Here is a 20,817-nt window from a genome sequence, read left to right as displayed (position 1 = left end):
CCGGGCGAGGGGTGCCGTCAAGTGGTTGCACCGGACGGCGCAGGCGCACGGAGGAGTGATCGGAGTCAGGTGGTCCGCTTTGTACGCCTCCGTCGGCTTCGGAGAGTCGCCGGAAGGTGATGCGGGAGTGGCCCTTTGTTCCTGACAATGGGTTTCAGTTCGCCGTTCCCTCCCCCGGTGCGGCGCCCGCGCATCTCCCTTTCGCAACCGGAGGTGCCGTTGTGATGCGCCGTGGCGTAGGCAAGGCCGATCTGTTCGCTTCTCTCGTCGTGTTCCTCGTGGCTCTGCCGCTGTGCGTGGGCGTGGCCGTGGCCTCCGGTGTGCCCGCCGAGCTGGGGCTGGTGACCGGGATCGTCGGCGGGCTGGTCGCCGGGGCGCTGCCCGGCAGCAGCCTGCAGGTCAGCGGGCCCGCGGCGGGGCTGACCGTGCTGGTGTACGAGGCCGTGCGGGCCCATGGGATCGAGGTCCTCGGGGTGCTGGTCCTCGGGGCGGGGCTGGTGCAGCTCGGGCTGGGGGCGCTGCGGCTCGGGCGGTGGTTCCGGGCCGTGTCCGTGGCCGTGGTGCAGGGGATGCTCGCCGGGATCGGACTGGTGCTGGTCGCCGGGCAGGTCTACACGCTCGGGGACGCGGCGGCTCCCGCCGACGGGCTCGGGAAACTCGCCGGGCTGGTGTCGCTGCCGGGGCGGGTGGATCCGGTGGCGTTGTCAGTGGGGGCCGCCACCGTGGCCGTACTGCTGCTGTGGCCGCGGTGGCGGCGGGGGGCTCGGCTGGTGCCGGCGCCCTTGGTGGCGGTGGCTTTGGCGGCGGCGGTGACCGGGGTGTTCGACCTGGAGGTGCGGCGGGTCGAGGTGCGGGGGCTGCTGGAGTCGGTGCGGGTGCCCGAGGCGGCGGATTTCGGGCGGCTGACGGAAGTGGGGGTGATCGGGACCGTGGTGGCGTTCGCGCTGATCGCGTCGGCGGAGTCGTTGTTCAGCGCGGCGGCGGTGGACCGGCTGCACCACGGGCGGCGGACCGACTACGACCGGGAGTTGATGGCGCAGGGCGCCGGGAACGCGGTGTGCGGGGTGCTCGGGGCGCTGCCGATGACGGCGGTGATCGTGCGGAGTGCGGCGAATGTGCAGGCCGGGGCGCGGACCAAGGCCTCCCGGGTGCTGCACGGGGTGTGGCTGCTGGTGTTCACGGCCCTGCTGCCGGGGGTGCTCGGGGTGATTCCGGTGGCCGCGCTGGCCGGGCTGCTGGTGCACGCGGGCTGCAAGCTCGTGCCGGTGCGGGAGGTGGCGGCGCTGTGGCGGGGGCATCGGGGCGAGGTGGTCGTGCTGGTGGTGACGGCGGGGGCGATCGTGCTGGGGAATCTGTTCGAGGGGGTGTTGCTGGGGCTGGCGCTGGCCGTGGCGAAGACGGCGTGGGACGCGAGCCATGTGCATGTGGAGACCGAGGACCGCGGGGACGCCGGGATGGTCGTACGGGTGCTGGGGCATGCGACGTTCCTGCGGCTGCCGAAACTGCTCGACGCGTTGGAGGCGCTGCCCCGGGACCGTGAGGTGCGGCTGGAGCTGGGCGGGCTGCGGCATCTGGACCATGCCTGTGCCGCGGCCCTGGAGGGGTGGGCCGCGGCGCGCGGGAAGGGCGGCGGGGAGGAGGGTTATGGCTTGGTGGCGACCAGGAGGTCGACGTCGTAGGTCTCCTCGACGGTGCCCTCGGGGAAGGCGGCCAGCAGACGGGTGCGCTCCTCGGTGAGGAAGGTGGTGCTCGCCTCCTCGCCGTGGACCAGGAAGATCGAGTGGCTGCCGAGGTTGGCCAGGTGGGTGTCGACGGGGACGCGGCGGCTCCAGCGGACCACGCGCCGGGTGAAGTCGAGGCGGCCGTCGGGGTCGGCGGCGCGGCTGCCGGTGCCGCTCTTCTCCACGACGGGGTCGATGCCGAAGTGGCTCTGGATGCGCTCGGCCTGGGCGGCGATCCAGGGGATGTCGAGGGCGTAGGTGTTCCACCACAGGGCGAGCGCGCCGCCGGGACGCAGGACGCGCAGGGCCTCGGGGATCGCGCGGGCCGGGTCGGTCCAGTGCCAGGCCTGGGCGCTGGTGAGGAGGTCGGCGCTGGAGTCGGCGAGGGGCAGGGCGTTGCCGTCGCCGCGGACGATGGGGACGTCCGGGTGCGCCCGGCGGAACTGGACGGCCATGCCGTCGCCGGGTTCCACGGCGATGACGTCGGCGCCGCGGGCGTGCAGCAGCGCGGTGGCGATGCCCGTACCGGCGCCGATGTCCACGACCCGCGCCCCGGCGAGCGGGCGGCCGGCGAGTTCCTCGACGGCGTCCAGGAGGGCGGGTGGGTAGGAGGGGCGGTTGGCGGCGTACTGGGCCGCTGCGGCGTTGAAGGAGTGGGCGCGGCCGGGGTGGAAGGAGGCTGCCGTCATGGGGCCATGGTGGACGGCGGGTGGGGCGTGGGGCGATGGGATTTGAGTAAGAGAGGGCCGGCCGGGAGGGCGGTTCAGGAGTGGCGGCGCTTCTTCGACGGGTTGCCCGAGCGGCGCTTGGTGCGCTTCTCGTACTGCTGAACTGCGCTCTCGTACTCCTCGCGGTGGAGCTTCTCGCCGGGAGCCTCGGTGAGGGCGCGGAAGAAGTAGGCGAGGAGGGAGCCGACGAAGCCGATGGTGAGCAGGCCGCGGAGGGACGCCTGGCGGGCGGGGTCGGGGCGCCGGGTGAAGCCGTCCCAGGTGTTGCGGAAGGCGAGGGCGCTGCAGATCGCGAACATCACGACCATCAGGACCGTGACGAAGCCGCCGACCGCGGCGATCTGGAGGCCCTGATAGGCGAAGCGGAGGACCAGGCAGGCGACCACCGCGGCGGCGAGCGCGCCGACGGCGACGCCGACGCGGCGGGCCGGGTAGCCGCCGCTGTGGTCGACCCAGGTCGTGCCGAAGAAGCGGATGGGCTCGGGCCGGGGGCCCGCGGCCGGGTCTGGGGTGCCGTTCTCGTCGCTCACGCGTCGATTATGGCTCCGCCCGGCCGGGGGCCTCCGAAGGGGTTCAGGCGCAGCGCGGACGGATGTAGCCGTCGGTGCCCGTCTTCACATACGCGTCCGCGATGTACTCGCCGCTGGAGATGTTGTCCCAGATGTTGCTGGTGCCGTACGTGCCGGTCACGGTCTCGCCCGGCGTCTGGCAGTAGATCGCGACCTTGGCGCCCACGGGCAGCTGGCGCACGATGGCGTACTGCGTACCCGGGCCCCGGCGCACATTGAGCTGGACGCCCGGAGCGACGTCGTAATACGTGGCGGCGCTGGCCGTCGGCGAGATGCCGAGGACCATGAGGAAGGCGCCGGTGGCGGCGCCGGCGAGGAGGAGGGATCTACGACCGCGCGAGGTCATGTGGTTCGGGTTCCTTTTCTGTGGGGGTCAGCTTCTGTGGGGGTCAGCCGCAGCGGGAGGCCACATAGCCGTCGCTGCCGGTGTTCACATACGCGTCCGAGACGAACTCGCCGTTGCTGATGTTGTCCCAGATGTTCGACGTGCCGTAGGGGCCGGTCACCGTCGTACCCGGCGTCTGGCAGTAGATCAGCACATGGGAGCCGGCGGGCAGGACCCGCAGGATGTTGTATCCCGTGCCGGGGCCGCTGCGGACGTTGAGACGGACGCCCGGAGCGACCTCGTAGGTGCGGTAGGCCGCGGTGGCCGTGGGCGATACGCCGAGGAGCAGGAGGAACGCGCCCGCGGCAGCGGTGAGAAGGATGGCAATGCGTCTACGACGGGCCATGGACGAACTCCAGGATCAGCAACGGTCAGAGCGAGCAGCGCGGTCGGACGTAGCCGTCGCTGCCCGTTTTCACATACGCGTCCGAGACGAACTCGCCGTTGGCGATGTTGTCCCAGATGTTCGACGTGCCGTAGGGGCCGGTCACCGTCGTACCCGGTGACTGGCAGTAGATCGGGACCTTGACGCCCTCGGACAGGATGCGTGTGACCGGGTAGTTGGTGCCGGGGCCACTGCGCACGTTCAGGCGGACGCCCGGCGCGACCGGGTAGTAGCGCACCGCCTCGGCGGCCATGGCGACTGCCTCCGTCGCGTCTCCGCTCTGTGCCTCGGACACTTCGTCGACACGGTCAACAGACATGAAAGACCTCCCCCGTTGAACCCCATGGCTGCCATGGGGCCCCGATGATTCCCCCGGATCACGCCACGAAACACGCGTACGCAATTCGCACGCAGAGGCTAGCAAGCCGCCTCTGCCCCGTACGAATCATCGACTAGGCTCCGTGCGTCGCGCGCGCGGACGAACAGCACGGGGGTGGTCCCATGGCGCCACAGCGGAACGCCGGAGCGGGCGCGGAAGCGGAACTTCCCGAGTACGCCGGTCACTACCGTCTTGAGTCCTGCCTGGGCTCCGGCGGCATGGGTGTCGTGCATCTGGCGCGCAGCACCTCGGGGATGAAGCTCGCGGTGAAGGTCGTGCATGCCGAGTTCGCCAGGGACCGCGAGTTCAGGGGGCGTTTCCGGCAGGAGATAGCGGCGGCTCGGAAGGTCAGCGGTGCCTTCACCGCGTCCGTCGTGGACGCCGATCCGGATGCCGAACGGCCCTGGATGGCCACGCTGTTCATCCCCGGTCCGACGCTCTCCGACCAGGTGAAGCGGAACGGCGCCATGACCCCGGAGCAGTTGCGTCGGCTGATGGCCGGGCTGGCGGAGGCGCTGCGTGACATCCACCGTGTGGGGGTCGTGCACCGGGATCTGAAGCCGAGCAACGTGCTGCTCGCCGAGGACGGTCCAAAGGTCATCGACTTCGGCATTTCTCGGCCAAAGGACAGCGAACTGCGGACCGAGACCGGGAAGTTGATCGGGACGCCGCCGTTCATGGCGCCCGAGCAGTTCCGGCGGCCGCGGGAGGTGGGGCCCGCCGCCGACATCTTCGCGCTGGGGTCGGTGATGGTGCACGCGGCGACGGGACGGGGGCCGTTCGACTCCGACAGCCCGTATGTCGTCGCGTACCAAGTCGTCCATGACGAGCCGGATCTGACCGGGGTGCCGGAGAATCTCGCGCCGCTGATCGTCCGTTGTCTCGCCAAGGAGCCCGAGGACCGGCCCACGCCGGACGAGTTGATGCGTGAGCTGCGGTCGGTGGCGGCCTCGTACGACACGCAGGCGTTCATTCCGGCTCAGCGGACGAGCGAGGAGCCCGGCGCTCCCCGGGTCCCCGCCGAGAAGCCGGAGACGCGGCGGCGCCGCGGGAGGCTCCGGGGCCGACGGGCGGCCCTGACAGCAGCCGTGCTGGCGCTCGTCGTCGGCGGGGCGTTCACGGCGGTCCGGATGGCGGGCGACGAACCGGCGCCGGCGGGGAACGGCACCGGTAAGACCTCGGCCGGGTTCAGCAAGTGGGAGACCGCCTCGGTCTCGGGGTCGGCCACCGTGCCCCAGTGTTCGTACGGGGCGGGCAAGTTGCTCTGCGCGCAGTCCGGTGTGGTGTTCGCCCTCGACCCCCTCGACGGACGGGTGCTGTGGCGGCACGCCGTTGCCGGCACCCGGGTCGGCCCACCTGCCGTCACCGGCGGCCTCGTACAGCCCTGGCTGGACCTCAGCCGCAGCCTGAAGGCGCTCGACCCGGCCACGGGCAAGCCCAAGTGGCAGCGGGACGTGCCTCCGTACAGCGGGCTCACGTACGCGGGCGGCAGCCTCCTGCTCACCCGCACCGACGGCGCGGTCAGCGGGGTGGACGGCGCGACCGGCGCGCCGCTGTGGAGCCACCACGTCCCCGGCCATGAGCTGCCCTACTTCGCCTCCTTTCCCGGCGACCCGCTGGCCTACGCGATCAGCAGGTCCCCGGACGACGCGACCACGCGCGTCACAGCCGTGGAGCCCGACACCGGTGACGTGCGGTGGGACGCCTTGCTGGACGGCGCGCTGAAGCCCGTCGGAACGGCCGACGGGTCCGTCTGCTTCGTCGCCCTCGGCAAGGTCTACGAGGACGCGACGAGCGTGGTCCGCTACTCGCCCGACACCAAGGAGTCCGTGCGCGTGAAGCTGCCCGTGCCGGTCCAGCAGCCCGAAGGCACCGTGCGCGGGGACGTCGTCTATCTCCTGGGCAACGGCGGATCACTGGTGGCCGTCGACATGGACGCGCGCCGACAGCGGTGGAGCACGGAGACCGGGGTGACCCGGGGGTCGACCCCGGTGACCGACGAGCGGCATGTGTTCTTCACCGCCCTGGACGGACGGCTGCTCGCCCTGGACGCCCGGGACGGCAGGCTCGCGGGGCAGACGCCCCCGCGGCTCGGTTCGAAGCCGGACCAGGTCGCGGCCAGACTGCCCGACCCGGTGATCGTCGGGGGCCACATCTACGCCTCCGCCCCCAACGGCTCGGTCTTCGCCGTAAGCGCCCGCAACCCCTCCAACTGGTGACATGACGAAGGGCCGCCCCCAGCCAACTGGAGGCGGCCCCGACAGTTCAGGTCTCAGCCCAGCTTGCTGACGTCCCGGACCGCGCCCTTGTCCGCGCTCGTCGCCATCGCCGCGTAGGCCCGAAGCGCCGCCGACACCTTGCGTTCGCGGTTCTTGGGGGCGTACACGCCGTTCAACGCCTGCTCACGGCGGGCGAGTTCCCCGTCCTCGACGAGCAGCTCGATCGTGCGGTTGGGGATGTCGATGCGGATGCGGTCGCCGTCCTCGACGAGGGCGATGGTGCCGCCGCCCGCCGCCTCGGGCGAGGCGTGGCCGATCGAGAGGCCCGAAGTGCCGCCGGAGAAGCGGCCGTCGGTGATCAGCGCGCAGGCCTTGCCCAGGCCGCGGCCCTTGAGGTACGAGGTCGGGTAGAGCATCTCCTGCATACCGGGGCCGCCCTTGGGGCCCTCGTAGCGGATGACGACGACGTCGCCCTCCTTGACCTGCTGGGTCAGGATCTTCTGGACGGCCTCCTCCTGCGACTCACAGACGACCGCCGGGCCCTCGAAGGTCCAGATCGACTCGTCGACACCGGCCGTCTTCACCACGCAGCCGTCGACCGCCAGGTTGCCCTTGAGGACCGCGAGGCCGCCGTCCTTGGAGTACGCGTGCTCGGCGGAGCGGATGCAGCCGCCCTCGGCGTCCTCGTCCAGGGAGTCCCAGCGCTCGGACTGGGAGAAGGCCTCGGCGGAGCGGACGCAGCCGGGGGCCGCGTGCCACAACTCGACGGCCTCGGGGGACGGCGAGCCGCCGCGGACGTCCCAGGTCTTGAGCCAGTCGGCGAGGGACGGGCTGTGGACCGAGTTCACGTCCTCGTTCAGGAGGCCCGCGCGGTGCAACTCGCCCAGCAGGGCGGGGATGCCGCCCGCGCGGTGCACGTCCTCCATGTAGTACGTGCGGTTCTTGGCGACGTTCGGCGCGACCTTCGCCAGGCACGGCACCCGGAGCGAGACCGCGTTGATCTCGTCGAGGCCGAAGGGCACGCCCGCCTCCTGGGCGGCGGCCAGCAGGTGCAGGATCGTGTTGGTGGAGCCGCCCATGGCGATGTCCAGGGCCATGGCGTTCTCGAAGGCCGCGAAGGTGGCGATCGAGCGGGGCAGGACCGTCTCGTCGTCCTGCTCGTAGTAGCGGCGGGTGATGTCCATGACCGTGCGCGCGGCGTCGACGTAGAGCCGCTTGCGCGCGGTGTGCGTGGCCAGGACCGAGCCGTTGCCGGGCAGGGAGAGGCCGATGGCCTCGGTCAGGCAGTTCATCGAGTTGGCGGTGAACATGCCGGAACAGGAGCCGCAGGTCGGACAGGCGTTCTCCTCGATGCGGAGGATGTCCTCGTCCGAGATCTTGTCGTTCACGGCGTCGGAGATCGCGTCGACCAGGTCGAGCGTACGGACCGTGCCGTCGACCAGCGTCGCGCGGCCGGACTCCATCGGGCCGCCGGAGACGAAGACCGTGGGGATGTTCAGCCGCAGGGCGGCGTTCAGCATGCCCGGGGTGATCTTGTCGCAGTTGGAGATGCAGATCAGGGCGTCGGCGCAGTGGGCCTCGACCATGTACTCGACCGAGTCCGCGATCAGGTCGCGGGACGGGAGCGAGTACAGCATCCCCCCGTGCCCCATCGCGATGCCGTCGTCCACCGCGATCGTGTTGAACTCGCGGGCGATGCCGCCCGCCTCGACGATCGCCTCGCTGACGATCCGGCCGACCGGCTGGAGGTGGGTGTGGCCCGGCACGAACTCGGTGAAGGAGTTCGCGACGGCGATGATCGGCTTACGGCCGATGTCCGCACCCGGTACACCGGAGGCGCGCATAAGGGCGCGGGCGCCCGCCATGTTGCGGCCGTGGGTGACTGTGCGGGACCTCAGCTCGGGCATCGTCGCTCGCTCCTTCAGACAGATAGGGCTGATATCGAGCGTACGCCGGTCATCCAGGGTCCGGACACGTTGTCCGGAATACGGGACGCACGTCTCGCTCGCCGGGCCTCAGGGATTGGTCAGGTGCCCCTGTACGACGGGGGCCACCCGCTGGATGATCCGCTCGGCGTCCGTCGACGCGATCGGCTCGATCTTGATGACGTACCGCAGCATCGCGACGCCCACGAGCTGGGCGGCCGCGAGTTCGGTGCGCAGATCGGCGTCGGGGAGGTCGAGCTGTTCGACGATACGGCGCAGCAACTGGGCCGCGATGAGCTTGCGGAAGACGGCGGCCGCGCTCTCGTTGTTCACCGCCGAGCGGACGATCGCGAGCAGCGGGGCCCTCGTCACCGGGTTCTCCCAGAGCCCGAAGATCATCCGGGTGAGCCGCTCGCCCACGCCGTCCAGGGGACCTTCGAGCAGTGTGTCGCGGGCCTCGAACGCGGGGGCGAAGGCGACCTCCACGGCCGCCTCGAAGATCTGTTCCTTGGTGCCGAAGTAGTGGTGCACCAGCGCGGAGTCCACACCGGCCGCCTTGGCGATCCCGCGCACGGACGTCTTCTCGTAACCGCGCTCGGAGAACTCCTCGCGGGCCACGGCCAGGATCCGGGCGCGGGTGTCGGCGGCCTCACTGCGCGTACGGCGGCCCCGCCCCCGGCGCGGAGCGGCGGTGTCGGTCACGGCCGGGGCACCTTCACGGCGGAGGCCAGATGGAGCCGGGTGAAGGCGAGCGCCTCGGCGAGATCGGCCTCGCGCTCGGCGCTGGACATGGCCCGGCGGGTGTTGACCTCGATCACGACATGACCGTCGAACCCGGTCAGGGCGAGACGTTCCAGCACCTCGGCGCACGGCTGCGTCCCGCGGCCGGGGACCAGGTGCTCGTCCTTGGCGGACCCGCGCCCGTCGGCGAGGTGCACATGTCCCAGTCGGTCACCCATGCGGTCGATCATATGAATGGCGTCGGTGCGGGCGGTCGCCGTGTGGCTGAGATCGACCGTGAAGTGACGGTAGTCGTCCTTCGTGACGTCCCACTCCGGGGCGTACGCGAGCATCTCGCGGTCGCGGTAGCGCCAGGGGTACATGTTCTCGACGGCGAAGCGCACATCCGTCTCGTTCGCCATCCGCCAGATTCCGGCGACGAAGTCCCGCGCGTACTGACGCTGCCAGCGGAACGGCGGGTGCACGACGACCGTACTGGCGCCCAGCTTCTCGGCCGCCGCCTGGGCGCGCTGGAGCTTGGTCCAGGGGTCGGTGGACCACACGCGCTGGGTGATGAGCAGGCAGGGAGCGTGTACGGCGAGGATCGGCATCCGGTGGTAGTCGCTGAGCCGGCGCAGGGCCTCGATGTCCTGGCTGACGGGGTCGGTCCACACCATGACCTCGACGCCGTCGTACCCGAGGCGCGCCGCGATCTCGAAGGCCGTCGCCGTCGACTCCGGATAGACCGAGGCCGTCGACAGAGCGACCTTCGCATCCGGGATGCGCACCACTGGTTCTGCCACGAGGGACAGCGTACGGGGCCCACCTGGGCACCGGGGCTCCGATGCCGCCGCGGGAGACCCAGGGCACAGAGACCGGCCGGCGCGGCGGAGGCGTTCGAGGAGGACGCCCCCGGCGGACGCCTCCCCTCACACCGTGGGCATATGGTCCAGTCGCCGCAGGATCACGCCCTCGCGCAGGGCCCACGGGCAGATCTCCAGCGTCTCCACGCCGAACAGGTCCATCGCGCCCTCCGCGACCAGCGCGCCCGCCAGCAGCTGCCCCGCGCGTCCCTCCGAGACGCCGGGGAGTTCGGCGCGCTGCGCCCCGGTCATCCCGGCGAGCTGCGGCACCCAGGCCTCCAGGGACTCCCGCTTGAGATCGCGCTGGACGTACAGGCCCTCGGCGGAGCGCGCCGCACCGGCGATCCGGGCGAGCTGCTTGAACGTCTTCGACGTGGCCACGACATGATCGGGGCGCCCGAAGCGGCTGAACTCACCGACCGTCCGGGCGATCTGGGCGCGGACGTGCCGACGCAGTGCGCGGATGTCCTCGGGGTCGGGCGGATCGGCCGGCAGCCACCCGGCGGTCAGCCGCCCCGCGCCCAGCGGCAGCGACACCGCCGCGTCCGGCTCCTCGTCGATTCCGTAGGCGATCTCCAGGGAGCCGCCGCCGATGTCCAGCACCAGCAGCTTCCCGGCCGACCAGCCGAACCAGCGGCGCACGGCGAGGAACGTCAGCCGGGCCTCCTCGGCGCCGGTCAGCACCGTGAGCTCGACCCCCGTCTCCGCCTTCACGCGGGCGAGGACGTCGTCCGCGTTGCTCGCCTCCCGCACCGCGGAGGTCGCGAAGGGCAGCAGGTCCTCCACGCCCTTGTCCTCGGCGGCCTGCAGCGCCTCCTGGACGACCGAGATCAGCTTGTCGACCCCGTCGGGACCGATCGCTCCGCTCTCGTCGAGCAGTTGGGCAAGGCGCAGATCCGCCTTGTGCGAGTGCGCGGGCAGCGGTCGCGCGCCCGGGTGCGCATCCACCACCAGGAGATGCACCGTGTTAGATCCCACGTCGAGGACACCGAGTCTCATGTACGGAACGCTACTGCCAGCCGGGCCATCCACCTCCCCCGGAGCGGTCCCGGCCGGGGTCCCGGGCGACTTACCCTGGACGCGTGCCAAAGACGAAAAAGGCGAAGGACCCGAAGGTGGCCAAATCATCCGGCGGCTCTTCGCAGGTGAAGCCATCGAAGAAGGCGAAGCAGAAGGCCTCGGCAGCGGACGAGCAGGGCCTGGACTTCGCACGCGCGTGGGTGGAGTTCCCCGATCCGGCAGACGACGAGCAGATCTTCCGGTGCGATCTGACATGGCTGACCTCTCGTTGGAACTGCATCTTCGGCAGCGGCTGCCAGGGCATCCAAGCAGGTCGCGCGGACGACGGCTGCTGCACCCTGGGCGCCCACTTCTCCGACGAGGACGACGAGAAGCGGGTCGCCGAGCACGTGGCGAGGCTCACGCCGGAGATCTGGCAGCACCATGACGTGGGCATGGAGTCCGGCTGGGTCTCCACGGACGAGGACGGCGAGCGCCAGACCCGCCCCTACCAGGGCTCGTGCATCTTCCAGAACCGCCCCGGCTTCGCCGGTGGCGCGGGCTGCTCGCTGCACATCCTCGCCCTCAAGGAGGGCAAGGAGCCGCTGGAGACGAAGCCGGACGTCTGCTGGCAGCTTCCGGTCCGGCGGACCTACGACTGGATCGACCGGCCCGACGACACGCGCGTGCTCCAGGTGTCGATCGGCGAGTACGACCGCCGCGGCTGGGGCCCGGGCGGCCATGACCTGCACTGGTGGTGCACCTCTGCGACCTCGGCACACGGCGCCGGAGACCCGGTGTACGTCTCCTACCGCGCGGAGCTGACCGAGCTGATGGGCAAGGCCGGCTACGACCGCCTGGTCGAACTGTGCGAGCAGCGCCTGGCCTCACAGCTGCCGCTGGTGGCACCGCATCCCGCGGACCCGGTGGGCTGACGGCACGGGTAGCGCGGGCCTGTCGTTTGGATCAGGCCGGCTGCAGGAAGGGTGCCGTCCGGCTGGCCCCAGACCCCGCGACGCCGGACTGGTCCAAACGACAGGCTCTAGGACTGGGAGGGGCTCGGGTCGCCGCTGTTGCTCGGTGGTGGTGACGGCTGTGACGAGCCTCCCGGATCCGTCGGTTCTCCCGTCCCGGACGGCGGCGGATCCGGATCGGAGGACGAGGGCGGCGGATCCGTCGGCGTGGGGTCGGTCGGCGCCGGATCGGTGGGCGTCGGTTCCGGATCGGTGGGCGTGGGACCGGGCGTCGTCGGGGGCGGGTCGCTCGGCGTGGGGCCGGTGGGCGTCGGATCGGGGCTGCCGGGGCCGGTTCCCGGGGCGGAGGGGCTCGGCGCGCTGCCGTAGCCCTCGATGCGGACGACGGCTCCGGCGGGCGACACGGCGACCCGCGCGGTCCAGTACCCGGACGGCTCCCGCAGCGGATCGACGTACACCTTGATCGTGAACGACTCGCCGGGCGCGAGGGTTCCCGACGAACGGCTCAGGTACAGCCAGGACGCGCCGGTGGCGGCGGACCAGCGCACGGGTGCGTCGCCGGTGGCGGTGAGGGTGATGAGGGTGGTGTCGCCGCTGGTGTCGGCCGTGACGTCGAGCTGTCCCGCGCCCTTCTTCCCGGCGCCGGTGACGCTGATGACCTCGACGGTGACATCGGGTCCGGCGCCCTTGGCGTGGCGGCCGCCGGGGCTGGCGTTGCCCGCGTTCTCGTAGCCGCCCGCCGCCTCGCCGTCGAGGGCGTCCGGGCCCTCCGCCTCGCTCGCGCTGGCCGCGCGGCCCGAGACGCCCTCACCGGTGGGTGTCCCGCGATAGGCGGCCCACAGAGCGAGCACGGGGGCGGCGACGACGGTGGCCACGACGGTCGTGGTGACGGCACGCGCGCGCAGACGGTCCCGGCGGGCGGCCCGGTCCTTGGGGTCCATGGGGAAGCCGCGCCGGTCGAACCGGGGCGCGGTGCCCCGCGCGCGTGGGACGTGCGCCATGGCGATGTGCAGGGCCGCGCGGGGCGCCTCCAGGACGGGCAGCTCGGCGGGGGTGACGCTGGCGCCGGGCCAGCGGCCGGGGACCGCGCGCTCGGCGGTGCGGCGGCAGCGGGGGCAGTCGTCGACATGGCGGACCAGCTCGCGGCGCAGGGCGGTGGACAGGACGAGCCGGTTGTCTCCGGTGAGACGGGCGACGCTCGGGCAGGTGCCGGTCTCCACCACGGCGAGGGCCGCGCGGGTGCGCTCCACCTCGCAGGCGGCGGAGGCGAGGAGTTCGCGGGCGGCGACAGGGTCGGTGCCGAGGACGGCGGCGACCTCGTGGGCGGCGAGATGGTGGCGTACGGCGAGTTCGAGCGCCTCGCGCTGTTCGGGGGTGGTGCCGGCCGCCTCCGGCCAGGCGAGCAGGGCGAGTTGCCGCCTGCGCTCCTCCTGGGCCCGCTCGGAGACGGGCGGGGCGGCGGGCGGCCGGTGGCTGCCGTGGCGGCCTGCGGCGTGGGTGCCCTGACGTTTCTGCTTGGCCTCGGCGAGCTTGCGCAGACAGGACCAGCGGGCGAGGGCGTACAGCCAGGCGCGGCGGTCGGCGGCGGACTCCGGGACGCGCTGACCGCGGCGCTCGGCCAGGGCGAGGACATCGCCGAGGGCGGCGGTCGCGGCGTCGTGGTCGCACAGCACGGAGAGGCAGTAGGTGAACAGGCCGTCCAGGTACGGCTCGTAGCGCGCGGGCGGGCGCTGCGCCAGGGTGCGCGCCGCGCCTCGGTCGCGCGCCTCTCGGTGCGCTCGGTGTGCGCCGGTGGTGCGGGTGGAGGTCTCCGGACGGCTGCTCGTCATCCGTGGACCGTAGGCGCGTCGGGGAGGCGCCTTCTCCCACCTTGAGCACATTTAATTCGTACGGGTGAAACGATCCCTCATAAGGGGACAGGAGCACCTCGTTCCGTGGCCTGTTCCCTGTCGGCGTGGCTGGTTCGCGACGGGTGCGCGGGCGTTGTCAGTGGGGGCGGTTAACGTTTCGGTCATGGCTGCCCGTACGAAGACCGCCAAGGAGCGTCCGTCCTACCGCTGCACCGAGTGCGGCTGGCAGACGGCCAAATGGCTCGGTCGCTGCCCCGAGTGCCAGGCCTGGGGGACGATCGACGAGTACGGCGCGCCCGCGGTCCGTACCACGGCTCCGGGGCGCGTCACGACCTCCGCGCTGCCCATCGGCCAGGTCGACGGGCGGCAGGCCACCGCCCGCCCCACCGGCGTGCCCGAGCTGGACCGCGTCCTCGGCGGCGGTCTGGTGCCCGGCGCCGTGGTGCTGCTCGCGGGCGAGCCCGGCGTCGGCAAGTCCACCCTGCTGCTGGACGTCGCCGCCAAGTCGGCCAGTGACGAGCACCCCACCCTCTATGTCACCGGCGAGGAGTCGGCGAGCCAGGTGCGGCTGCGCGCCGACCGCATCAAGGCACTCGACGATCATCTGTACCTCGCCGCCGAGACGGATCTGGCCGCCGTGCTCGGCCACTTGGACGCGGTCAAGCCGTCCCTGCTGATCCTGGACTCCGTGCAGACGGTCGCCTCCCCGGAGATCGACGGCGCCCCCGGCGGCATGGCCCAGGTGCGGGAGGTCGCGGGCGCGCTGATCCGAGCCTCCAAGGACCGCGGGATGTCCACGCTGCTCGTGGGCCATGTCACCAAGGACGGCGCCATCGCGGGCCCCCGCCTGCTGGAGCACCTCGTGGACGTCGTCCTGCACTTCGAGGGCGACCGGCACGCGCGCCTGCGCCTGGTGCGCGGCGTCAAGAACCGCTACGGCGCCACCGACGAGGTCGGCTGCTTCGAACTGCACGACGAGGGCATCACGGGCCTCGCCGACCCAAGCGGACTTTTCCTGACCCGTCGTGACGAACCGGTCCCCGGCACCTGTCTGACGGTCACCCTGGAGGGCCGCCGCCCGCTCGTCGCCGAAGTGCAGGCGCTCACCGTCGACTCGCAGATCCCCTCCCCGCGCCGCACCACCTCCGGTCTGGAGACCTCCCGGGTCTCGATGATGCTCGCGGTCCTGGAGCAGCGGGGCCGGATCAGCGCGCTCGGCAAGCGGGACATCTACTCCGCGACGGTCGGCGGAGTGAAGCTCTCCGAGCCCGCGGCGGACCTCGCCATCGCCCTCGCGCTGGCCAGCGCCGCCAGCGACACCCCGCTGCCGAAGAACCTCGTCGCGATCGGCGAGGTGGGCCTCGCGGGCGAGGTCAGACGGGTCACGGGCGTGCAGCGACGGCTCGCCGAGGCACACCGCCTGGGCTTCACCCACGCCCTCGTTCCGGGCGACCCGGGCAAGATCCCTTCCGGTATGAAGGTGCTGGAAGTCGCGGACATAGGGGACGCTCTCCGGGTCCTTCCGCGCTCGCGTCGCCGAGAGGCCCCACGGGACGAGGAGGAGCGCCGGTAGACTTTGCCCTGGTCTCGCCCGTCCGTACGAACCGAGTGTGCGAAACGGGAGCGCCCCAGAACCTGCGACCGGAGGAGTGCAGTGGCAGCCAACGACCGGGCAGCAGCTCCCGGAAAGTCCGGTGGGAGCTCCGGTGCCGATGGCCTGATGCGCGCCTCACTGAGCGCCGTGGCACCCGGCACGGCCCTGCGCGACGGCCTTGAGCGGATCCTCCGCGGCAACACCGGAGGACTCATCGTGCTGGGCTCCGACAGGACCGTCGAGGCCATGTGCACGGGCGGATTCGTCCTGGACGTCGAGTTCTCGGCGACCCGGCTGCGGGAGCTGTGCAAGCTCGACGGCGGCATCGTGGTCTCCTCGGACCTGTCGAAGATCCTGCGCGCGGGCGTGCAGCTGGTGCCGGATCCGACGATCCCCACGGAGGAGACGGGCACCCGGCACCGTACGGCGGACCGGGTCAGCAAGCAGGTCGGGTTCCCGGTCGTCTCGGTGTCCCAGTCGATGCGGCTGATCGCGCTGTACGTCGACGGTCAGCGCCGTGTCCTGGAGGACTCGGCCGCGATCCTCTCCCGCGCGAACCAGGCCCTCGCGACCCTGGAGCGGTACAAGCTCCGGCTGGACGAGGTCGCGGGGACGCTGTCGGCGCTGGAGATCGAGGACCTGGTGACGGTCCGGGACGTCTCCGCGGTGGCGCAGCGTCTTGAGATGGTCCGGCGGATCGCCACCGAGATCGCCGAGTACGTGGTGGAGCTGGGCACCGACGGGCGGCTGCTCGCGCTGCAGCTGGACGAGCTGATCGCGGGCGTCGAGCCCGAGCGGGAGCTGGTCGTACGGGACTATGTGCCCGAGCCGACGGCGAAGCGGTCCCGTACGGTCGACGAGGCGCTGTACGAGCTGGACGCGCTGAGCCATGCGGAGCTGCTGGAACTGCCGACCGTGGCGCGGGCGTTGGGGTACACCGGGTCTCCTGAGGCGCTGGACTCCGCGGTGTCGCCGCGCGGGTTCCGGCTGCTGGCGAAGGTGCCGCGGCTGCCCGGGGCCATCATCGACCGGCTGGTGGAGCACTTCGGGGGGCTGCAGAAGCTGCTCGCCGCGAGCGTGGACGATCTCCAGACGGTGGACGGGGTCGGCGAGGCCCGGGCGCGGAGCGTCCGCGAGGGCCTGTCGCGACTGGCGGAGTCCTCGATTCTGGAGCGGTACGTCTAGCCGGCGCCGCTTTCGGGTGCGCCCTGCCCCTAGGGCCTGCCCTAGTCCTTCTCCAGTACGAACGACGTCTGCGCCTTCGCGAAGCCCGGAGTGGTCGCTTCGACCAGGTAGGTACCGGCCTTGGCCGAGCCCGCCGGAGGTGTGGCGCACTCGGGGGCGCTCGGCTTGCGGTCCCACTTCACCGGGTAGGTGACGCTGCTGTCGGCCGCCACCCGGAAGACCAGGCTGCCCGCCGTCTTCGGGCAGTGCTCCGAGGACCAGTAGTCCTCGTCACTGTCGGCCTGAGTGACCGTCAGGACCGCGTTCTTCGGGCCGAGATCGACCTTGCAGTCGCCGCCGGACGAGTTCGTCGCGGTGAGCTCCAGCGTGGGCGTCTCACCGGGGCCGTAGGTGTTGCGGGCGCTGCGGACCGTCAACTTCACCGCGCCTGCGGTGCAGTTGGGCAGCGAGGAGCCCGCCGGAAGCGTGTCGCCCGCGCCGACCCCCGTACCGCCCGCGGAGCCGCCACCGGCGCTCCCGTCGGACCCGGATCCGGACCCGGACCCGTCGCCGGAACCGGAGCCCGAGCCATCGCCGGAACCCGAACCCGAAGAGTCCCCCGAGCCGCCGTCCTCCGACTCGTCGCGCCCGCCCGGCGCCTGGCTGATCGCCGGACCGGAGCCGGAGGGACCCGGCGTGATGGTGGAGGGCGCGGGATTCTTGCCGTTGGACCCGTTGGCGCCGTTCTTGTCGCCCCCGCCGCCGGAGGCGAGCACCCAGGTGATCAGCAGCGCCAACAGGGCGACCACGGACAGCAGTACGGCCCTCCGACGCCAGTAGATGGTGGAGGGAAGCGGCCCGACCGGATTGCGCAGAGATCCCACGGCGCAAACTGTACGAGAGATCGGCGCGTTCCCTCGCCCCACCCGCCGCCCTGGGTCACATCTTTTCCGGATCATCATCCCGGAGAGCCGCCGCGGCCGGCGGGGAACTCGGCGCCGGGGCCCGTCCGTTGGTGAGGGTGACGGTCGTGCCGCCAGCCTCCTCGGTGACTCCGCCCGGCGGTACGGCCGTCCCGGACCCGTCCGCTCCACGGCGAACCCGCGGGCACATGCCGTACCCCCATGGGGTGGCGGTCCCCCCGTGCCCCCGTCCCCGCATGGCAGGATCGGTAGGGCCATGACTGCGCCCACAGAGTCCGACGCCCGCCCCGAGCCCCGCGGCGACGAGGCGTCCCGCGGAGAGCCGCTGCACGCACCCGTCATCGACTGGTTCGACGACCACGCCCGCGACCTGCCCTGGCGGCGGCCGCAGGCCGGACCGTGGGGGGTGATGGTCAGCGAGTTCATGCTCCAGCAGACCCCGGTCAACCGGGTCCTGCCCGTCTACGAGCTGTGGCTGGCCCGCTGGCCGCGCCCCGCCGACCTCGCCGAGGAGGCACCCGGCGAGGCCGTCCGGGCCTGGGGACGGCTCGGCTATCCCCGCCGCGCGCTGCGGCTGCACGGCGCCGCGGTGGCGATAACGGAACGGCACGGCGGTGACGTACCGACCGATCACGCGCAGTTGCTCGCGCTGCCCGGCATCGGGGAGTACACCGCGGCGGCGGTCGCCTCGTTCGCGTACGGGCAGCGGCATCCGGTGCTCGACACCAACGTCCGCCGGGTGTTCGCGCGGGCGGTGACCGGGGTGCGCTACCCGCCGAACGCCACCACCGCCGCCGAGCGCAAGCTGGCCCGCGCGCTGCTGCCCGCGGACGAGCCGACGGCCGCGCGCTGGGCCGCCGCCTCCATGGAGCTGGGCGCGCTGGTGTGCACGGCCAAGAACGAGTCGTGCCACCGCTGTCCGATCGCCGCGCTGTGCGCCTGGCGCCTCGCGGGCAAGCCGGAGCACGAGGGCCCGCCGCGCCGCGGCCAGACCTACGCCGGCACCGACCGCCAGGTCCGCGGCAAGCTGCTCGCCGTACTGCGGGAGGCCCACGCGCCCGTGCCGCAGACGGCCCTGGACCGGGTGTGGCACGAGCCGGTGCAGCGCGCTCGCGCGCTGGACGGACTGGTCTCGGACGGGCTGGTCGAGCCACTGCCGGGTGGTCTGTATCGGTTGCCCGCAACCTGAGTCACACGCCAAATCACCCTATAGCCCCGCCATTTGGTGTGCCGCTTTACCCCGTTCCTACTTCCGTTACACAACCGACGGACAGCCGATTGCCAGCCGCAGGCTGCTTCGGACAGCGCCGTGACAACGCCTCCGTAGCTTCATTGCCGTGCCCGAGGGGTGGCACGGAACGAAGAAAAACGGGGAATCGGAGGCGGTCAACATGGCGCAGGGCGAGGTGCTCGAGTTCGAGGAGTACGTCCGCACCCGGCAGGACGCGCTGCTGCGCAGCGCGCGTCGGCTGGTGCCGGACCCCGTGGACGCACAGGACCTCCTCCAGACCGCGCTGGTACGGACGTACGGCCGCTGGGAGACCATCGAGGACAAGCGGCTCGCGGACGCCTATCTGCGCCGGGTCATGATCAACACGCGGACCGAGTGGTGGCGGGCCCGCAAGCTGGAGGAGGTCCCGACCGAGCAGCTCCCGGACGCCTCGGTCGACGACTCCACCGAACAGCACGCGGACCGCGCCCTGCTGATGGACATCATGAAGGTGCTCGCCCCCAAGCAGCGCAGTGTCGTCGTGCTGCGACACTGGGAGCAGATGTCCACGGAGGAGACGGCCGCCGCCCTCGGCATGTCGGCCGGAACGGTCAAGAGCACGCTGCACCGGGCGCTCGCCCGGCTCCGCGAGGAGCTGGAGAGCCGCGATCTGGACGCACGCGCGCTGGAGCGTGAGGAGCGGGAGCGGTGCGCGGCCTAGCCAGTCAGGCGCCCGGCGCGGGGCCGGATCCGGAACCGGAACCGGCCCGGGGAACCCATCAGGCGGTGATCACGGCACTCGTCGTGTTCGCCGCCCTCGCCCTTTTGGTGTCCGCCTGCGCGACCGGCGGCACCGGCGCCCGCGACGAGGGCCCGGCGCACGACCAGTCGGGGGCCGCCGCGGCCGTGGCTCCGTCGGCCTCCCCCGCGCCCTCGTCGAGCGGCCGCCCCGGGCCGGCCGAGGTGGTGCGGCTGATCAAGACGGATCCGCTGGTGTCGACCGAGGTGAAACGCGGTCTCAGGCCGTGCGCCGCCGACGACTACGCCATTGACACCTCCTACGGCGACCTCACCGGCGGCACCGCCGAGGACGTCGTCGTCAACGTCCTGACCTGTGGAGACGGCGTCGGGGTGGGCTCGTACGTGTACCGCGAGCAGAACGGCTCGTACGAGAATGTGTTCCAGGCCGAGGAGCCGCCGGTCTACGCGCAGATCGACCGCGGCGATCTGGTGGTGAGCAAGCAGGTGTACGAGAAGGGCGACCCGGTGTCGAACCCGTCCGGCGAGAACGTGATCACGTACCGCTGGAGCGGGAGCCGCTTCGCCCAGGAGTACTTCTGGCACAACGACTACGGCACGGTCGTCGAGGACACGCCCTCGCCGGTGCCGGAGGCCTGAGCACCGCCGAAGGCCCGGCCGCCGCCGGTGTGAACCGATCGGGCCCCCGCATCCGATCTCCTGTAGGACGCCCACCACCACCCAGAGGACTGAGAGCACCGGGATGGCAGACCAGACCCACGTTCTGTTCGTCGAGGACGACGACGTCATCCGCGAGGCGACCCAGCTCGCCCTGGAGCGGGACGGTTTCGCGGTCACCGCCATGCCCGACGGCCTGTCGGGCCTGGAGGCGTTCCGCGCGGACCGGCCCGACATCGCCCTGCTCGACGTCATGGTCCCCGGTCTGGACGGCGTCAGCCTGTGCCGCCGGATCCGGGACGAGTCGACCGTGCCGGTGATCATGCTGTCGGCGCGGGCCGACTCCATCGACGTGGTGCTGGGTCTGGAGGCGGGCGCGGACGACTACGTCACCAAGCCGTTCGACGGTGCCGTGCTGGTCGCCCGGATCCGCGCGGTGCTGCGCCGCTTCGGACACGCGAGCGGTGGCGCGCAGGCCGAGGAGGCGGGGGCGACGGCGAACGGCGGGGTGCTGACCTTCGGCGAACTGGAGATCGACACCGAGGGGATGGAAGTGCGCCGGGCCGGCTCGCCGGTGGCGCTCACTCCGACCGAGATGCGGCTGCTGCTGGAGTTCTCCTCCGCGCCGGGCACGGTGCTCTCCCGGGACAAACTCCTGGAGCGGGTGTGGGACTACGGCTGGGGCGGGGACACCCGCGTCGTCGACGTCCATGTGCAGCGGCTCCGTACGAAGATCGGCCAGGACCGGATCGAGACGGTCCGTGGCTTCGGCTACAAGCTCAAGGCCTGAGCG

Annotated in this window: 20 protein-coding genes; 9 read left to right on the top strand and 11 right to left on the bottom strand. The window is 72.0% G+C overall.

The window, feature by feature from the left end:
- Nucleotides 1–224 precede the first annotated feature (224 nt).
- On the top strand, nt 225–1,679 hold the full coding sequence (locus STRCI_RS22965) for a SulP family inorganic anion transporter (protein ID WP_269660844.1): 1,455 nt from the start codon (nt 225–227) through the stop codon (nt 1,677–1,679).
- Here STRCI_RS22965 and STRCI_RS22960 read toward each other — a convergent pair.
- From STRCI_RS22960 to STRCI_RS22940, 5 genes are all read right to left on the bottom strand, one after another.
- A complete protein-coding gene (locus STRCI_RS22960; RefSeq protein ID WP_269660843.1) occupies nt 1,643–2,410 on the bottom strand; it encodes a class I SAM-dependent methyltransferase in 768 nt (255 codons plus the stop codon). The two genes, STRCI_RS22965 and STRCI_RS22960, sit on opposite strands and share 37 nt — an antisense overlap.
- A gap of 74 nt (nt 2,411–2,484) precedes the next feature.
- Nucleotides 2,485–2,979 (bottom strand): EamA/RhaT family transporter, encoded by a 495-nt coding sequence (locus STRCI_RS22955; RefSeq protein ID WP_269660842.1) that lies wholly within the window; start codon nt 2,977–2,979, stop codon nt 2,485–2,487.
- A gap of 43 nt (nt 2,980–3,022) precedes the next feature.
- Nucleotides 3,023–3,364, bottom strand: a complete 342-nt coding sequence (locus STRCI_RS22950) for an SH3 domain-containing protein (RefSeq protein WP_269660841.1) — start codon at nt 3,362–3,364, stop codon at nt 3,023–3,025.
- 43 nt (nt 3,365–3,407) lie between these two features.
- A complete protein-coding gene (locus STRCI_RS22945) occupies nt 3,408–3,749 on the bottom strand; it encodes a hypothetical protein (protein WP_269660840.1) in 342 nt (113 codons plus the stop codon).
- A 25-nt stretch (nt 3,750–3,774) separates the two neighbouring features.
- A complete protein-coding gene (locus STRCI_RS22940) occupies nt 3,775–4,107 on the bottom strand; it encodes an SH3 domain-containing protein (protein ID WP_269660839.1) in 333 nt (110 codons plus the stop codon).
- 182 nt (nt 4,108–4,289) lie between these two features.
- Between STRCI_RS22940 and STRCI_RS22935 the strand changes: the two genes are divergently transcribed.
- A complete protein-coding gene (locus tag STRCI_RS22935; protein WP_269660838.1) occupies nt 4,290–6,386 on the top strand; it encodes a serine/threonine-protein kinase in 2,097 nt (698 codons plus the stop codon).
- Between the two features lie 53 nt (nt 6,387–6,439).
- Here STRCI_RS22935 and ilvD read toward each other — a convergent pair whose 3' ends face one another.
- The 4 genes from ilvD to STRCI_RS22915 form a co-directional block, all read right to left on the bottom strand.
- A complete protein-coding gene (gene ilvD, locus STRCI_RS22930) occupies nt 6,440–8,293 on the bottom strand; it encodes a dihydroxy-acid dehydratase (protein WP_269660837.1) in 1,854 nt (617 codons plus the stop codon).
- Nucleotides 8,294–8,401: 108 nt separating this feature from the next.
- The gene (locus STRCI_RS22925) at nt 8,402–9,013 is read right to left on the bottom strand and encodes a TetR/AcrR family transcriptional regulator (protein ID WP_269660836.1); all 612 of its coding nucleotides are present in this window, start codon (nt 9,011–9,013) and stop codon (nt 8,402–8,404) included.
- The gene (locus STRCI_RS22920; RefSeq protein WP_269660835.1) at nt 9,010–9,834 is read right to left on the bottom strand and encodes a sugar phosphate isomerase/epimerase family protein; all 825 of its coding nucleotides are present in this window, start codon (nt 9,832–9,834) and stop codon (nt 9,010–9,012) included. The genes STRCI_RS22925 and STRCI_RS22920 overlap by 4 nt, the downstream gene beginning before the upstream one ends.
- 126 nt (nt 9,835–9,960) lie before the next feature.
- Nucleotides 9,961–10,893 carry a Ppx/GppA family phosphatase gene (locus STRCI_RS22915; RefSeq protein ID WP_269660834.1) on the bottom strand — a complete coding sequence of 311 codons (933 nt, stop codon included), beginning with the start codon at nt 10,891–10,893 and terminating at the stop codon, nt 9,961–9,963.
- Nucleotides 10,894–10,976: 83 nt separating this feature from the next.
- Between STRCI_RS22915 and STRCI_RS22910 the strand changes: the two genes are divergently transcribed.
- Nucleotides 10,977–11,828 carry a DUF3109 family protein gene (locus STRCI_RS22910; protein ID WP_269660833.1) on the top strand — a complete coding sequence of 284 codons (852 nt, stop codon included), beginning with the start codon at nt 10,977–10,979 and terminating at the stop codon, nt 11,826–11,828.
- Nucleotides 11,829–11,935: 107 nt separating this feature from the next.
- On the opposite strand, the gene STRCI_RS22905 is transcribed toward STRCI_RS22910, so the two are convergent.
- Nucleotides 11,936–13,696, bottom strand: coding sequence for a BACON domain-containing protein (locus STRCI_RS22905; RefSeq protein ID WP_269660832.1), 1,761 nt, complete (start codon nt 13,694–13,696; stop codon nt 11,936–11,938).
- Between the two features lie 184 nt (nt 13,697–13,880).
- Between STRCI_RS22905 and radA the strand changes: the two genes are divergently transcribed.
- Together radA and disA are read left to right on the top strand one after the other, a co-directional pair.
- Nucleotides 13,881–15,290 carry a DNA repair protein RadA gene (gene radA, locus STRCI_RS22900; RefSeq protein ID WP_269660831.1) on the top strand — a complete coding sequence of 470 codons (1,410 nt, stop codon included), beginning with the start codon at nt 13,881–13,883 and terminating at the stop codon, nt 15,288–15,290.
- 81 nt (nt 15,291–15,371) lie between these two features.
- On the top strand, nt 15,372–16,496 hold the full coding sequence (disA, locus tag STRCI_RS22895) for a DNA integrity scanning diadenylate cyclase DisA (RefSeq protein WP_269660830.1): 1,125 nt from the start codon (nt 15,372–15,374) through the stop codon (nt 16,494–16,496).
- A gap of 41 nt (nt 16,497–16,537) precedes the next feature.
- Here disA and STRCI_RS22890 read toward each other — a convergent pair whose 3' ends face one another.
- A complete protein-coding gene (locus STRCI_RS22890) occupies nt 16,538–17,359 on the bottom strand; it encodes a hypothetical protein (RefSeq protein WP_269660829.1) in 822 nt (273 codons plus the stop codon).
- 295 nt (nt 17,360–17,654) lie between these two features.
- Between STRCI_RS22890 and STRCI_RS22885 the strand changes: the two genes are divergently transcribed.
- The 4 genes from STRCI_RS22885 to cseB all read left to right on the top strand — a co-directional run bounded on the left by STRCI_RS22885 (nt 17,655) and on the right by cseB (nt 20,814).
- Complete coding sequence (locus STRCI_RS22885; RefSeq protein ID WP_269660828.1) at nt 17,655–18,587, top strand: HhH-GPD family protein; 933 nt, start codon at nt 17,655–17,657, stop codon at nt 18,585–18,587.
- Nucleotides 18,588–18,789: 202 nt separating this feature from the next.
- Nucleotides 18,790–19,329: a SigE family RNA polymerase sigma factor gene (locus STRCI_RS22880; protein WP_015658751.1), complete on the top strand. Its 540-nt coding sequence runs from the start codon at nt 18,790–18,792 to the stop codon at nt 19,327–19,329.
- Nucleotides 19,317–20,006 carry a hypothetical protein gene (locus STRCI_RS22875; protein WP_418953367.1) on the top strand — a complete coding sequence of 230 codons (690 nt, stop codon included), beginning with the start codon at nt 19,317–19,319 and terminating at the stop codon, nt 20,004–20,006. The genes STRCI_RS22880 and STRCI_RS22875 overlap by 13 nt, the downstream gene beginning before the upstream one ends.
- A 103-nt stretch (nt 20,007–20,109) precedes the next feature.
- Nucleotides 20,110–20,814 carry a two-component system response regulator CseB gene (cseB, locus tag STRCI_RS22870; protein ID WP_269660826.1) on the top strand — a complete coding sequence of 235 codons (705 nt, stop codon included), beginning with the start codon at nt 20,110–20,112 and terminating at the stop codon, nt 20,812–20,814.
- Nucleotides 20,815–20,817 lie beyond the last annotated feature (3 nt).

This window comes from Streptomyces cinnabarinus (assembly GCF_027270315.1).
In the GTDB taxonomy this organism is placed as follows: domain Bacteria; phylum Actinomycetota; class Actinomycetes; order Streptomycetales; family Streptomycetaceae; genus Streptomyces; species Streptomyces cinnabarinus.
The sequence above is the reverse complement of the archived record's forward strand: the minus strand, read 5'-3'. Positions and strand labels throughout refer to the sequence as shown.

Bases quoted from the DNA above. Each gene is read 5' to 3' on its own strand.
- STRCI_RS22965 (WP_269660844.1), top strand. From the start codon at position 225: ATGCGCCGTGGCGTAGGCAAGGCCGATCTGTTCGCTTCTCTCGTCGTG.
- STRCI_RS22960 (WP_269660843.1), bottom strand. From the start codon at position 2,410: ATGACGGCAGCCTCCTTCCACCCCGGCCGCGCCCACTCCTTCAACGCC.
- STRCI_RS22950 (WP_269660841.1), bottom strand. From the start codon at position 3,364: ATGACCTCGCGCGGTCGTAGATCCCTCCTCCTCGCCGGCGCCGCCACC.
- STRCI_RS22945 (WP_269660840.1), bottom strand. From the start codon at position 3,749: ATGGCCCGTCGTAGACGCATTGCCATCCTTCTCACCGCTGCCGCGGGC.
- STRCI_RS22940 (WP_269660839.1), bottom strand. From the start codon at position 4,107: ATGTCTGTTGACCGTGTCGACGAAGTGTCCGAGGCACAGAGCGGAGAC.
- STRCI_RS22935 (WP_269660838.1), top strand. From the start codon at position 4,290: ATGGCGCCACAGCGGAACGCCGGAGCGGGCGCGGAAGCGGAACTTCCC.
- ilvD (WP_269660837.1), bottom strand. From the start codon at position 8,293: ATGCCCGAGCTGAGGTCCCGCACAGTCACCCACGGCCGCAACATGGCG.
- STRCI_RS22915 (WP_269660834.1), bottom strand. From the start codon at position 10,893: ATGAGACTCGGTGTCCTCGACGTGGGATCTAACACGGTGCATCTCCTG.
- STRCI_RS22905 (WP_269660832.1), bottom strand. From the start codon at position 13,696: ATGACGAGCAGCCGTCCGGAGACCTCCACCCGCACCACCGGCGCACAC.
- radA (WP_269660831.1), top strand. From the start codon at position 13,881: ATGGCTGCCCGTACGAAGACCGCCAAGGAGCGTCCGTCCTACCGCTGC.
- STRCI_RS22885 (WP_269660828.1), top strand. From the start codon at position 17,655: ATGACTGCGCCCACAGAGTCCGACGCCCGCCCCGAGCCCCGCGGCGAC.
- STRCI_RS22880 (WP_015658751.1), top strand. From the start codon at position 18,790: ATGGCGCAGGGCGAGGTGCTCGAGTTCGAGGAGTACGTCCGCACCCGG.
- cseB (WP_269660826.1), top strand. From the start codon at position 20,110: ATGGCAGACCAGACCCACGTTCTGTTCGTCGAGGACGACGACGTCATC.